12 protein-coding genes are annotated in these 12,954 nt (G+C 63.5%); 3 read left to right on the forward strand and 9 right to left on the reverse strand.

Features of this window, described 5'->3' with window-relative positions:
- Window positions 1-55: 55 nt before the first annotated feature.
- The 9 genes from XI02_RS41970 to XI02_RS42010 all read right to left on the reverse strand — a co-directional run bounded on the left by XI02_RS41970 (window position 56) and on the right by XI02_RS42010 (window position 10,052).
- Entirely contained in the window at window positions 56-1,345 is a 1,290-nt protein-coding gene (locus XI02_RS41970; RefSeq protein WP_069280278.1) for a pitrilysin family protein, read from the reverse strand.
- Window positions 1,345-2,760, reverse strand: a complete 1,416-nt coding sequence (gene thrC / locus XI02_RS41975) for a threonine synthase (RefSeq protein ID WP_026191928.1) — start codon at window positions 2,758-2,760, stop codon at window positions 1,345-1,347. The genes XI02_RS41970 and thrC overlap by 1 nt, the downstream gene beginning before the upstream one ends.
- 736 nt (window positions 2,761-3,496) lie before the next feature.
- Window positions 3,497-3,742 (reverse strand): hypothetical protein, encoded by a 246-nt coding sequence (locus XI02_RS41980; protein WP_172646570.1) that lies wholly within the window; start codon window positions 3,740-3,742, stop codon window positions 3,497-3,499.
- 483 nt (window positions 3,743-4,225) lie between these two features.
- Window positions 4,226-5,128, reverse strand: coding sequence for a DUF3800 domain-containing protein (locus XI02_RS41985; RefSeq protein WP_172646569.1), 903 nt, complete (start codon window positions 5,126-5,128; stop codon window positions 4,226-4,228).
- 95 nt (window positions 5,129-5,223) lie between these two features.
- Window positions 5,224-6,327 carry a site-specific integrase gene (locus XI02_RS41990; protein ID WP_244980913.1) on the reverse strand — a complete coding sequence of 368 codons (1,104 nt, stop codon included), beginning with the start codon at window positions 6,325-6,327 and terminating at the stop codon, window positions 5,224-5,226.
- A 696-nt stretch (window positions 6,328-7,023) separates the two neighbouring features.
- Window positions 7,024-8,112, reverse strand: coding sequence for a Cj0069 family protein (locus XI02_RS41995; protein WP_172646568.1), 1,089 nt, complete (start codon window positions 8,110-8,112; stop codon window positions 7,024-7,026).
- Between the two features lie 130 nt (window positions 8,113-8,242).
- The gene (locus tag XI02_RS42000) at window positions 8,243-9,313 is read right to left on the reverse strand and encodes a nickel/cobalt efflux transporter (RefSeq protein WP_172646567.1); all 1,071 of its coding nucleotides are present in this window, start codon (window positions 9,311-9,313) and stop codon (window positions 8,243-8,245) included.
- 5 nt (window positions 9,314-9,318) lie between these two features.
- Window positions 9,319-9,597: a metal/formaldehyde-sensitive transcriptional repressor gene (locus tag XI02_RS42005; RefSeq protein ID WP_016847064.1), complete on the reverse strand. Its 279-nt coding sequence runs from the start codon at window positions 9,595-9,597 to the stop codon at window positions 9,319-9,321.
- Window positions 9,598-9,695: 98 nt separating this feature from the next.
- A complete protein-coding gene (locus XI02_RS42010) occupies window positions 9,696-10,052 on the reverse strand; it encodes a hypothetical protein (protein WP_244980912.1) in 357 nt (118 codons plus the stop codon).
- 384 nt (window positions 10,053-10,436) lie between these two features.
- Here XI02_RS42010 and XI02_RS42015 point away from each other — a divergent pair, with 384 nt between their 5' ends.
- From XI02_RS42015 to XI02_RS42025, 3 genes are read left to right on the forward strand one after another with little or no spacing between them, the layout of a single operon-like run.
- Window positions 10,437-11,255 carry a sulfurtransferase/chromate resistance protein gene (locus XI02_RS42015; protein ID WP_016847066.1) on the forward strand — a complete coding sequence of 273 codons (819 nt, stop codon included), beginning with the start codon at window positions 10,437-10,439 and terminating at the stop codon, window positions 11,253-11,255.
- A complete protein-coding gene (gene chrA, locus XI02_RS42020; protein WP_069280282.1) occupies window positions 11,252-12,643 on the forward strand; it encodes a chromate efflux transporter in 1,392 nt (463 codons plus the stop codon). The genes XI02_RS42015 and chrA overlap by 4 nt, the downstream gene beginning before the upstream one ends.
- A gap of 58 nt (window positions 12,644-12,701) precedes the next feature.
- Window positions 12,702-12,935, forward strand: coding sequence for a hypothetical protein (locus XI02_RS42025; protein WP_069280283.1), 234 nt, complete (start codon window positions 12,702-12,704; stop codon window positions 12,933-12,935).
- The last annotated feature ends 19 nt before the right edge of the window (window positions 12,936-12,954 follow it).

Consider the following 12,954-nt stretch of genomic DNA (forward strand, 5'->3'; position numbering starts at 1 on the left):
CAACACTCCCCCGCCCATTCGGGCGTGACACCCTGCCCCGAGCCTCGCGGCCCCCTTAGTGCAGCAGCGTCTTTGCCTTCGACTTCGTCAATCCTTCCGCAAAAGCCACCGCCGTGTCCAGACCCCTGCCGCTGCCGAGCGCGACAACGGCGGGCCGGCTGCGCGCCAGCAGGGCACGGGCGGCGTTGCGGCTCGATTCGACACTGACCGCGTCGATCCGCGCCACCAGCTCTTCCACCGTCTGCGGCCGGCCATAGGCTAGCACATGGCGTGCCAATTGTTCGGCCCGGGATGAACAGCTTTCCAGCGCCATCAACAGGCCGGCCTTCATCTGCGCCTTGGCGCGGGCGACCTCGGCCTCGGTCAGGGTTTCGACCGCGTCGCTGATGACGTCGACGATGACTTCCATCATTTCCGGCGCATCCGCCGGATCGGTCCCGGTATAGAGGCCGAAGAAGCCGGTGTCGGTGTAGGGTGCGTGGAAGGTGTAGATCGAGTAGCACAGCCCGCGCTTTTCGCGCACCTCCTGGAACAGCCGCGACGACATCCCGCCGCCGAGCGTGTTGGTGAAGACCTGCAGCGAGAACAGCGACGGGTCGGTCTGCGGCACGCCTTCGAGCGCCAGCGTCAGATGCGCCTGCTCGAGGTCGCGATGCACCACCCGCGAGCCGCCCTTGCCGAACATCGCGGCCTGCGGCTTCGGCGCCGGCGTGGCGTCGAAGCTTGCGAATTTCTGCACGACGTCCTCGACGATGCGCGCGTGATCGACCGCGCCGGCGGCCGCAACCACCATGTCGGGGGCGCGGTAATGCGTCGAGAGATAGCCGCGCAGCATGTCGCGATCGAAGGCCTTCAGCGTCTTGGCGGTGCCGAGCAGCGAGCGGCCCATCGGCTGCTCCGGATAGCAGAGCTCGTTGAGATGCTCGAACACGACGTCGTCGGGCGTATCCTGCGCCGCGCCGATCTCCTGCACGATGACGCTCTTCTCGCGCTCCAGCTCGTCCGGCACGAAGGAGGGGTTGGCGAGGATGTCCGAGAGCACGTCGAGCGCCAGCGGCACGTCCGCCTTCATCACCCGCGCATAATAGGCCGTGGTCTCGGTCGAGGTCCCGGCATTGAGGTCGCCGCCGACCGCCTCGATCTCCTCGACGATCTCGCGCGAGGAGCGCCGCGCCGTGCCCTTGAACGCCATGTGTTCGAGCAGATGCGAGATGCCGTGCTCGTTCGGCTTCTCGTCGCGCCCGCCGACGCCGGCCCAGACCCCGAGCGCCGCGGTTTCCAGATGCGGCATGGTGTCGGTGACGATCGTCAGGCCGCTCGGCAGCTTGGTGATTTCAACGCCCATCAGGCAACTCCCTGCTTGGCAGCACGGCTGACCGACAGCACGAAGCGCTCGACCTCGGCAGAATCATTCTTCATGACCGTGATGTGTTCGGATTTGCTCATCAGGCCTCCGAGCCAGACCGGCAGCTGCGGACGCACCCCGCAGGCGGCTTCCACCGCGTCGGGGAATTTGGCCGCGTGCGCGGTCGACAGCACGATGTTGGGAATCCTGGAATCGGAGGTGTCGCGGTCGGCGACCGCGAGCGCCACCGCGGTGTGGGGATCGACCAGATCGCCGGCCTCGCGCCACGCGGCGCGGATCGCCGCCGCCGTCTCGGTCTCGTCGGCGCGGCCGGCGTCGAAATCACGGCGCACGGCGGCCAGCGTCGCATCCGGCAGCACGAAGCGGCCGGACTGCTTCAGCGAGGCCATCAGGCGGCGGACCTGATCGGCGTCGCGGCCGCTCGCCTCGAACAGCAGCCGCTCGAAATTCGACGACACCTGGATGTCCATCGACGGCGACGTCGTGGCGTGCACCTCGCGCACCTCGTAGATGCCGGTCTTCAACGTGCGCGCCAGGATGTCGTTGACGTTGGCGGCAATGCGCAGATTTCGGATCGGCAGCCCCATCCGCTTGGCGACGTAGCCCGCGAAGATGTCGCCGAAATTGCCGGTCGGCACCGTGAAGTCGACGGTGCGCTGCGGCGAGCCGAGCGCGACCGCCGAGGTGAAGTAGTAGACCACCTGCGCGACGATGCGCGCCCAGTTGATCGAGTTGACGCCCGACAGCGCCACCGTGTCGCGGAAGCGATGGTTGTTGAACATCGCCTTCACCAGCGCCTGGCAATCGTCGAACGTGCCTTCGATCGCCAGCGCGTGGACGTTGGCGGCGCCGGTCGTCGTCATCATGCGGCGCTGCACCTCGGAGATGCGCCCGTTCGGGAACAGCACCACGAGGTCGACATTGTCGAGATTGGCAAAAGCCTCGACCGCGGCGCCGCCGGTATCGCCCGAGGTTGCGACCACGATGGTGGTGCGCTGCGCGCGCTTGGCCAGCACGTGATCCATCAGCCGCGAGATCAGCTGCATCGCGACGTCCTTGAACGCCAGGGTCGGCCCGTGGAACAGCTCGAGCAGGAACTGATTCGGCCCGGCCTGATCGAGCGGCACCACCGCGGGATGGCGGAACGTGGCATAGGCCTCGTTGGCCATGCGGCCGAGTTCGGCATCGGAAATCTCGCCGGCGACAAACGGCCGGATGATCTCGACCGCGACCTCCCAATAGGGACGGCCGAAGAAGGTGGCGATGGTCTCGGGCGACAGCTGCGGCCAGGTCTCGGGCACGTAAAGCCCGCCGTCACGGGCAAGCCCGGTCAGCATCACATCGCAGAAGCCAAGCACCGGGGCTTCACCCCTGGTCGAAATATACCGCGTCAAACCGCCCTCCAAAGGCTTCGATCCGAGCCTTAAGCCTTTGATATCATGGAATTATCGAGTTCGCCTCGTGCGACCCGAACGGTTCACCATAGAAGATCGGACTGGCAATGGGTAGCCCGAAGCACGCGCTTCGGCGTCGCGGGGAGTGGTGAATGGCGCTGCGTGCGAATGACCACCGCCGTCCACCACCGTCGTCCCGGCGAAAGCCGGACCCACACGCCGCAGCGGACGTTGTGAGCGGGACTCGTCGTATCAGCATCGCACAATGATCGGCATTTAGGGTAATGGGTCCTGGCTTTCGCCAGGACGACATTGAGTGTGTGGCGCGGTCCGTGAGTCGCACATCCGCATTCTCGCGACACGTTTTGTCCGAGCTTTGCTCTTCGTTTCGCCCTCTCTTGGACAGAGGGCGCAGGGAAAGCCGGGTGCCGATCGCACCCATGGGCCCGTGCAAAGGATAGAAAGCACGGGGGTAGGACCACAGGTGTAACCGGAAACAACCCGGCTTTCCCTGCGCGATGGGTTACGGCTTACTTCGTGCTCTCAGTACTTCTTCCCTTCACTCCGGCTTCGCTTGTTCTTTTGTGCTACATCAAATGGTGATCCTGCCGATCGGGCTAGAGTCTGCATCCGAAATAGCCTGACTATTGAATGGGGCTCAAGCCCTAACACTCCGAGCCCCGCTTCTTCCGAGGAGGCTCGCATGCCCATAAGCAGCCAAACAGATGATTTGCGTTCAGCCGTGCACTACGCGCTGGAAACGACGCGCGCCGTAACTGTATGTCCTTTCCACCTTGATATACTCGTGCGCGTCGGTGATGACGCCGCTGAAAACCACGCCTTTGCGCGCGCCAGAAAGCTTATCAAGTGCGACGGCACGACTTGGGAGGGAGAAGCGCTCCGAAAGGAGTTCGAGCGCCAACTCGGCAAAGCCGCTGATCGATATTGTCCTCGCTGCGCTCTCTTCGGTGATCCGTATCATGGCTCGTCCGAGCACCAGCGAAACTGACGGCCTCATGCCATCGCGGTAACGCCATCCAAGTAGGTAGCCTTGGCTGTGAATGGCCCGGCTGATCTCCATTGAGAGCAAAAAACCCGGCAGCCAACGAAGGCCGCCGGGTGAACGTCAGTATGTCTCGGGGATGAAATGTGCCTCCCTTCTGCCCGGTTTTTGCCGGGCTGGCTATCCGGGCGACTACGTCCGGGAAACATACGTAGATCGTTGGTCCGAGCATGCTTGAAGTCTGGTCGCTGCGGCGTGTCATCTTACAATCCGGTACGCCTTCGCAGGCTTCTTGCGTGGCCCTGCGGTCGGCTTCTGGTGTAAGTCCACTGCCGGTCGTGGTTGTTGAAAATTCGGTAGGCAGCTAGAGTGCTGGTGACGGGCTACGCCGGAACCCCCTCTTGATCAAAGACTAGATGGTTTTTGATCCTCCATCGATACGGCTGCCCTCTGGATGGTAGTCTATACGCTCGTTGGACTGCCGGAGGCCGGGGCCCGCCACTTTTCAGGGATAAATTTGTATCCGTAGAACTCGAAGATCTGCTTCTGCTCGTCATTCAGTTTCGCTTTCCATGGCGGAGTTGGTTGGAGCGCGACGCCGCAGTTCATGCAAGACCCGTTCTCCCTGGCCATGATGGGCATTAGAAGTTTCGCAAACTCGTTGTTCCATTTCGTCGGTGGTAACGTGTCGACAGCTTGGTAAAAGGCGCTGGCAACGATGTCTGCCAATTGAGCACCGGCACTGTTCTTGTGCGAGGCTGGTTCGGCCAAGCGCCAATCCAATACTTCCCACATGATCCGGCGTTTCGTAAGGACAAGCGCCCCGCCCTTCGCCTGCATCTTGAGCAATTCTTGGTATGCTGAGGTCTGTGCATAGGAGTGCCCGCCGCGCTCGCTGTAAACGATCTTGAGAAAGCGGTCCTTTGCACGTTCGCTGGATGCATGCCGGTAGCAAAAATCCGTGACGCGCTCTAATAGCAAACGCAAGCAAAAATTGTAGAACCACTGCTGAGATCGAACGCGCTCTGCGCGCATGTTTTGATAACGACGCATGTTCTTTTTATTGGACGCTAGAACAAACCCACGGATCGGAAGCTGCGTAAGCTCGTTCAGGACGATCCGTTTCCGATGATCTGCTAGATTTCGATAGTGGAGATCGGGACGATTGCGAACTCCGGCCTTGGACAGAATTGAACGAACCCAATTCACAACATCAGGGTCATATTTCGCCCTTGCGACAACAGCGCTCAAGCAAAGCCATTCAGTGCCACCGACGGCGTCAATCGGGCGAACCGTATTCAGCCCGGGGTCTCCGGCCTCGTCGATGAAAGCAATATAGTACGGGGTGGGGGCATGGCTCGTCATAATACTCAACTATGACGTGCTCAGCCCCAAAAGATCAATCCGGGAACGTTCCGGGATGCGCGTTAGGTTCTACGCGCATCCCTCTCACAGAAAAATTAGGCCACGAGACGCAATTCAGCGTCGGCTATGATGCGCCGCAACTCCGCCGCAACGCCGTCGAGCACCGCGCGCTTCTGCTGCATTCGCCGCGACTGGACGTAGACGCCAGTGACCCGGTGAACCTGCTCGCCGTCGTCCTTGGTTACGGCATGGTCCAAACATTTTGCAATCGCCGCTTCGCTATAGCCGAGTTCAGCCGCCAGCGTCGCGGCGGTGCGCCGCAGATCGTGCGGCGTGAACGGCTTCAAGCCCAGCAACTCGCATAGGCCCGTCGTCTTGGTCTTGTCCGGGTGCTTCTCGTGCTTGGTGCCGCGCAGAGCCGTCGCCATCGCGGTGCGGTGGATCGGCTGGCCGGGATAGACCGGGCTTTCAAAGACGAATTGCTGATCGTCGCTCTCCAGCGCCTCCTTGATGATTTCCACCGCGAGCGATGATAGCGGCTGCTCGATCACCCGGCGCTTCTTGACCCGCTTGGCCGGAATGCGAAACAGCGGCATCTCGCCGTCGAGATCAATTAATTCGTCGCGGTGGGCCGCGCGCAGTTCGGCCGAGCGCAGCATGGACGTAAGTTCAAGCTTGATCGCAAGCCGGGTCCGGCGGTCCCACGGCAGATCGTCGCGGTCGAGGCCATGCCAGAGGGTCCTGATCTCATCCTCGGACAGAACCCGCTCGCGGGCGTGCTCCTTTGGCAGCTTCGGCAGGTTCCAGCAAGGGCGGCAGGTCTCGGGAACAAAGCTGCGCCCCGGCTGCGCGGCCCAATTGTACAGGCCCGAGACAGCGCGGCGCATGTGGCGGGCGTTGCTTCGCGACGGCTTGCCGAACTTGCCGTCAAGGATGTCATCGGTGAGTTTCGCGATATCGTCTCGCGTCACGTCGCTGGTGATCCTGGCTCCGAGGCTCGGCTTGACGAAGCGCCGCAGATGGCTGGCAACGTTCTTCCAACTCTCGATCCGGGGCCGCTTTTCGCCGTCCTCCTTCACCTCGTCCTGCTTCATCCAGTCGATGCGCGCTTCGATGATCTCCGCGACGGTCTTGCCATGCTTGCCCTTGGCGACCTTCGTCTGGCGCAGTTGTTCGACCAGCACGGCGGGATCGGACATCGTCGGTGGTGACGGTTTCGGGATTGTAGACGCCAAGCCGGACGGTACGCTGTTTGCCGGCTGATGGATCGGTGAACTTGAAGTAGAAGGTCGCGACGCCGGCCGGGATGATACTCACGTAAAGGCCCGGGCATTTGCGGTCGTAAATCTTGACACGCTTGGTGACGCGCTTCTCGCACAGGCGATCGGTCAGGATGACGCTACCATTGCGGCCGCGCTTGCCGGCGGGCTCGGTGGTCGTGGTAATATGCATTTCGGTTTCAGGCTCCTAAAGGGTTTGACCAATAGAGCCGGCCTAAAGGGCCGGGCCCTAGATTTGGCGAAACCCGCCGAAGCGCCCCGAAACAGGCTAATCGAAAAAGGCTTGTTTTAAAGGTTTTTTGTAGTTTCGGCGCGTTTCACCGAATGCCAAAATAAGGCCCACACGACTTCACCGTCCGCCTTGCATGCACTCGTCAGTCACGCACTCGGCGTCCACCGCATCTCGACCCGCGTTCGTGACGACCGCAAGCGCCCCTCGTGTCGGGTGAAACGGGCATATTGAACATCTGAGTTGGGGTATCTGTCAAGTCGAATTCCGAAAATCAGAACAAATTGATTGACGACCCACGCGTGCGTCAAGCACCGGCAGGCTCCCTCCCCTCCTATCCGCCGAAGCCTCTTGGCGGATGGGGAGAGGGAGCCTGAAGGGCGTGCTCACCTCACGCTCGCCATGTTCCGACGAATGCGATCCCTGACCGCCCGCGCGATCGCCGCCGGCGCTTCGTCGGGGATCGCAAAGCACGAGCTCGCGTTGATCTCGCAGAGCACATAGGTGTCGGCAGCATCAGCGTCGCGCGGACCGTAGAGGAAATCCGCATCCCAGATCACCGGCAGCGACGCTTCATCGATCCCCAGCGCGGCCATCATTTGCGGAATCCATTCGTCCTCCATCAACCTTCGCAATGCCTGGAATTGCGGGGCATCGGGGCCGTGCATGATGCGCGGTCCGGGCTGGGCTTCCGGAGAATCCGGACCTTGCGGGGGTGGCGGGATCAGGGCCCTGATCAATTGGTGCCCAAAGCCCGCGACCTTCGCTCCGCTGACATAGCAACGGATCATGCCCTCGGGCAGGCGCGGCTGGAACGCCTGATCGATGATGCAGCCGCCCCAGCCGAAATACGGCTCGCAGCGCGCCATGAAGTCCTCCAGCGGCATCTGCTCCGGCCGGCTGCCGCGCAGCGCATGCAGCACGCGAATCGTCGCGCCGATGTTCGGCACCGTTTCCACCTTCCAGACGCCCTGCCCGCCATTGCCGCGGTTCTGCTTGAGCACGCGCGGACCGCCTGCGCGCAAGCGCGAGGGGAATTCGGCGCGGAACGCATCGACCGTGGCGTATCGATGGGTGTCGGCGCCCCAGCCCAGATGACGCGTCCGGTACAGCACGTCCTTGACGCCCATCTTGAGGATGACGTCGGGATGTGCGCTGACCCACGGTCCCTTCGCCGCGACGTCGCGCAGCAGCGGATCGAGGGCCGCGCGCGTCTTGCCCTGATGGATCGGATCGACCCAGACGAGAACACCGTCCATCGTCAGCAATTGGTCGCGGACCGTATCGGCGAATGTCTCGTCATAGACAACGGGAACGGCCTCGATGCCGGTGGCAGCGAGCGCTTCGAAGACGTGGACGAAACGGCTGTTTTGCGCCGTCGCCTCCCGGCGCGACGTCGCGTCGCCACGCGACAGGATAGCGATTTTGCAACGACGATTTTCGGAACGAAGAAGTGTGTGTGGTTCGGTGTCCATGTGAAAGCTCCACGACGGTGAATGTCGCGCAGAGCTTGGACCGAGGTCTCACGGGGAGTCTGCCTTGTCCCCTTGAGGCAAATCTAGACCACCGCACGCAGGTTTCAAGATGGAAGTGGGGTGAAGCGGATCACGCCGTGATCCCATGCAACCCGAGCCAGCCCGTGTAGAGGCCGACGAGCACGATCAGCGCGGCCGACACGTAGGGAGCACGATGGGCAAAGCGGCTGAAGCCGGCCCAATGGCGCTCGACATGACGCAGGCTCAGCGCGGCCGCAACACCGGCGGAGACCATGGTGATCGCAAGCCCGATGCCGAAGCAAAGCACCAGCACGAAGCCGAGGCTGAACTGCTTGAGCTGGAGGCAGAGCAGCAGCACGGTGATCGCCGCCGGACACGGAATCAGCCCGCCGGTCAGGCCGAACAGGATGATCTGCCACGTCGTGACGGTGCGTCCGGCAAAGCGCTTGCGGATGTCGGCGGCGTGCGCGCGCGCATGCGCGTCGTCCTCGTCGCCGAGATCCATATGCGCATGGTCGTGCTCCTCGAACAGGACTTCCGCCATGTCCGCGCGCACCGAGACGCGCGCCTTGAACGCATGCGGCTCCGGAATTTCGTCGATGCTTTCCAGATAGCCGCCGTGGCCGGCGAAACGAAAGCGTTGCTCGCTGCCGTCGGGACGGATCGTCACGACGGCAACGTCGCCGGTCGCAGGCAGCGGTCCGGCCTCGCTCCGCAACCGCCAGCGCGGCGGCACGCCGTCCTCGAAGACCTCGAGCGACAGCGATTGTCCGGCCAGGACCAGCCGGCGCGTTTCGTCGTGATGATGGTGATGATCGTGATCGTGTTCGGCAGTCTGCTCGCGCCAGGTGCGCCAGGCCATCCAGGCCGCGATCGCGATGATGATCACCGCCGACACCAGTTGCAGCCAGGCTTCGCTGCGTTCTCCGGACCACTGCTGGCCGAAGTGAAGCCCGGCGAGCGCGACCAGCCAGACGATGGCGGTGTGCGAGATCGTCGCCGCCAGGCCGAGCAGCACCGCCTGCACCACGGTGCCGCGGATCGCGATGATGAAGGCCGCCATCATCGTCTTGGAGTGGCCGGGCTCGAGCCCGTGCAACGCACCGAGCAGGATCGCGCTGGGTACGAACAGCCATGCATGCGCGCTGCCCTGCTGGAGCAGCTGAGACAGATCGGTCATGGCACTCACTTCAAGTAGGTACGAACGACGTCGATCAGGTCCGCGGCGCCCTGCGCCTTCTCGGGATCCTTTTCCCGGGCAGGATCCACGACGTGGTGGCGGATGTGATCCTCGAGCAATTCCGCGGTGAGCCCGTTGATGGCGCCGCGAACCGAGGCCACCAGCATCAGCACGTCGGCACAACCAATCTCGGACTCCAGCGCGCGCTCGACGGCCTCCAGCTGGCCCTTGATGCGGCGAACCCGGCCGACGAGCTTGGACTTGTGCTTGATGGTATGCGACATGACTGTAATATAGGGGGGTACCCTATATTCGTCAAGCGCGCTGTCGTCCAGCCGGGCGCGCATCCAGAGATGGCGGGGCGGGATGTCAGCGGCGGGTGTCAGCCCATGCTTCCAGGCATGAAGCAACGCGCCTTCGGATGACCGTCTATGTAGTAGGGCCACACGATGGGTCGGCCGGACAGGTTTGGCCCGGGCACGACGGCCTCGTTCGGAACATCAATCCACTCGCCATCGATGCGCACCCGATAGTGGCCGTTCCTGGTTTCCCAGTCGACGTCGTCGATGTGCTGCGCATCCGTGCCATCGCAGCAGGGGCCCTTGCTGCTATGCAAGCCCTCGTACCAACCGTTCAAATCGGGGTGCTGATGATCGTGGGCGAGAGCGCCGCCGGTTGTTGTGATGAGCAGCATAGCGACAAGAGCAACAGGCGTCGCATGCCAATAATGACTGTCCATCAATCGGCATTGCTCCAATGAGTGCAGGCGGGAGCGCGACACGTTCGCGGTGTCGGCATCTACCTGAGCTGGTCCCTGCCACCGCGCAACTCGGCAGCGAATTGTATGTTCCTATTCGCAACTCGCCGGAGATGGAGATGTGACCCATCGGCTCGAGCCGGCTTCGGTTGGCAATTGAAGGGGCAGCCTGCCGCTCCTGCAGCGGACGTTCGTTCCAAGCTGCGCGATGAAGTTTTCGTGACTGTCGATCGGCGATTGCTGCCTGATTTGGCAAAGCCCGGTTGACAGCCCGGGGATCAGGGTTTTTGATACGGCTCCGGGGATGTGCGATCTCCCCGCGAGGCGACACGCCCAAGAATCGCGTCCTGTCACCAAGGGCGCACCATGTCGTCATACACATCGATCTCATCCGAAAAATTGTCCCGTCTCATCGGCACGGCCAAGGCGCCGACGCTCGTCGACGTTCGCCTCGATGAAGATTTCGCCGCCGATCCGCGCCTGATTCCGGGCGCGGTCCGCTACTCCCATCTCGACGTCCAGGACTGGGCTTCCCGCCTCACCGGCCAGTCCGTGGTCGTGGTCTGCCAGAAGGGGCAGAAGCTTGCCGAAGGCACCGCCGCCTGGCTCCGCTGCAGCAACATCACGGCCGAGATTCTCGAGGGCGGCCACCTCGGCTGGCGGGAAGCGGAGCTACCGACCGTTCCCGCCGACAAGATTCCGAAACGCGACGGACGGGGCCGCACCGTCTGGGTGACGCGATCGCGGCCGAAGATCGATCGCATCGCCTGTCCATGGCTGATCCGCCGCTTCGTCGATCCCGCGGCGGTGTTCCTGTTCGTCACATCGGCGGAGGTCGAGGGGGTCGCCGAACGGTTCGACGCCACGCCGTTCGACATCGAGAACGTGTTCTGGAGCCATCGCGGCGAACTCTGCACCTTCGACGTGATGGTCAAGGAATTCGGCCTCGCGACGCCGGCGCTGGAGCGGCTCGCGACGATGGTGCGAGCGGCCGATACCGCGCGGCTCGAGCTTTCGCCGGAGGCGCCCGGGCTGCTCGCCGCCTCGCTCGGGCTGTCGCGCATGTTCGACGACGACCTCGAGCAGTTGAGCGCCGGGCTGCTGCTCTACGACGCGTTCTACCGATGGTGCCGCGACGCGACCAAGGAGACGCACAACTGGCCGACCAGCAAGGTGAAGCCATGACCGACGTCGCAACGACAGCGAAGGCGCGCGGGCATGAGCCCGCGCACGGCATCTCCTTCAACGAGGCGCTGCTGGTCTGGATGCGCGTCGCCATCCTGAGCTTTGGCGGACCGGCCGGCCAGATCGCGGTGATGCATCGCATCCTGGTCGAGGAGAAGAACTGGATCTCGGAGGGGCGTTTCCTGCACGCCCTCAACTACTGCATGCTGCTGCCGGGGCCGGAGGCGCAGCAGCTGGCGACCTATATCGGCTGGCTGCTGCACCGCACGCTCGGCGGCATCGTGGCGGGCGGGCTGTTCATCCTGCCCGGCATCTTCGCCATCATGGGCCTCAGCTATATCTATGCGACATATGGCAATGTCGGGTTTGTCGAGGCGCTGTTCTTCGGCCTGAAGGCCGCGGTGCTGGCCATCGTGATCCAGGCCGTGGTGCGGGTCGGCAAGCGCGCGCTGCGCAACCGGGTGATGATCGCGCTCGCGGCGATCGCCTTCGTCGCCATCTTCTTCTTCGCCGTGCCGTTTCCGGTGATCATCGGAGCCGCCGCGGTCACAGGTCTGATCGGCGCACGCCTCGGCCGGAGCGAATTTGCGGCGATCGAGCATGGCGGCAAGAATTCCGCCGTGATCGACAGCATGCTCGGTGAAGCGGTGCCGGATCATGTCCGTCCCAACGCATCGCGCACCTTGCGGGTCGGCGCGATCTGGCTCGCGCTCTGGCTGGTGCCGGTGTTCGCCCTGCTCGTTGCGCTCGGGCCCGGCGACGTGTTCACGCAGATCGCGATCTTCTTCAGCAAGATGGCGATGGTGACGTTCGGCGGCGCCTACGCCGTGCTCGCCTATGTCGCGCAACAGGCCGCCGACTATTATCACTGGGTCAGCCCGCGTGAGATGCTGGACGGGCTCGGCATGGCCGAGACCACGCCCGGCCCGCTGATCATGGTGGTGCAGTTCGTGGGCTTCATGGCCGCGTTCCGCGAGGCAAGCGGGCTGTCGCCGATGCTTGCCGCCACGCTCGGCGGGTTGCTCGCGACCTGGGTGACGTTCACGCCGTGCTTCCTGTGGATCTTCGTCGGAGCGCCCTACATCGAGGCGCTGCGCGGCAACAAGGCGTTGGCGGGCGCGCTCTCGGCGATCACCGCCGCCGTGGTCGGCGTGATCCTCAACCTGTCGATCTGGTTCGCGCTGCATACGCTGTTCCGGCAAACCTTCGCGGTGCACGGGTTTGGCCTGTCGTTCGACGCGCCGGTGCCTGGCAGCGTCGACTGGCCGGCACTGGCGCTATCCATCGCCGCCGCGATCGCGATCTTCCGCTTCAATGCGGGGATGCTCGGTGTCCTTGCCGCGTCCTGCATCACGGGCGTGCTGCTGCGCCTCGCCGGCGTCATCTGAGCGGAACGGCGCGCATCGCAAGAACCTGGGGCAGCACGACACAACCAGGAGAACAACCATGCAGACACGAAAACTCTCCCATTTGATTCTCGCCCTGACGATCGCGGGTGCGGCCATGCCGGCCCATGCCCTGACGCAGGACGAGCTCGTCGCGAAACTTCGCGCCGCCGGCTACGCCGAGATCAGCGAGGTCAAGTCGACGGCCGAGGGCACGACAGCGAAGGCGATGAAGAACGGCAAACCGGTGCGGCTCGTGATCGACAGCAGCGGCCAGGTCAAGGAGCGGGACTGAGCTCCCGCGCGCGAAAGCC

The organism is Bradyrhizobium sp. CCBAU 21365, assembly GCF_015291305.1.
Taxonomy (GTDB): Bacteria; Pseudomonadota; Alphaproteobacteria; order Rhizobiales; family Xanthobacteraceae; genus Bradyrhizobium; species Bradyrhizobium elkanii.

What these genes read in the sequence shown, in the direction of transcription:
- XI02_RS41970 (WP_069280278.1), bottom strand. Translation starts at nt 1,345, where the DNA reads ATGGGCGTTGAAATCACCAAGCTGCCGAGCGGCCTGACGATCGTCACC.
- XI02_RS41980 (WP_172646570.1), bottom strand. Translation starts at nt 3,742, where the DNA reads ATGATACGGATCACCGAAGAGAGCGCAGCGAGGACAATATCGATCAGC.
- XI02_RS41985 (WP_172646569.1), bottom strand. Translation starts at nt 5,128, where the DNA reads ATGACGAGCCATGCCCCCACCCCGTACTATATTGCTTTCATCGACGAG.
- XI02_RS41990 (WP_244980913.1), bottom strand. Translation starts at nt 6,327, where the DNA reads ATGTCCGATCCCGCCGTGCTGGTCGAACAACTGCGCCAGACGAAGGTC.
- XI02_RS41995 (WP_172646568.1), bottom strand. Translation starts at nt 8,112, where the DNA reads ATGGACACCGAACCACACACACTTCTTCGTTCCGAAAATCGTCGTTGC.
- XI02_RS42000 (WP_172646567.1), bottom strand. Translation starts at nt 9,313, where the DNA reads ATGACCGATCTGTCTCAGCTGCTCCAGCAGGGCAGCGCGCATGCATGG.
- XI02_RS42005 (WP_016847064.1), bottom strand. Translation starts at nt 9,597, where the DNA reads ATGTCGCATACCATCAAGCACAAGTCCAAGCTCGTCGGCCGGGTTCGC.
- XI02_RS42010 (WP_244980912.1), bottom strand. Translation starts at nt 10,052, where the DNA reads ATGGACAGTCATTATTGGCATGCGACGCCTGTTGCTCTTGTCGCTATG.
- XI02_RS42015 (WP_016847066.1), top strand. Translation starts at nt 10,437, where the DNA reads ATGTCGTCATACACATCGATCTCATCCGAAAAATTGTCCCGTCTCATC.
- chrA (WP_069280282.1), top strand. Translation starts at nt 11,252, where the DNA reads ATGACCGACGTCGCAACGACAGCGAAGGCGCGCGGGCATGAGCCCGCG.
- XI02_RS42025 (WP_069280283.1), top strand. Translation starts at nt 12,702, where the DNA reads ATGCAGACACGAAAACTCTCCCATTTGATTCTCGCCCTGACGATCGCG.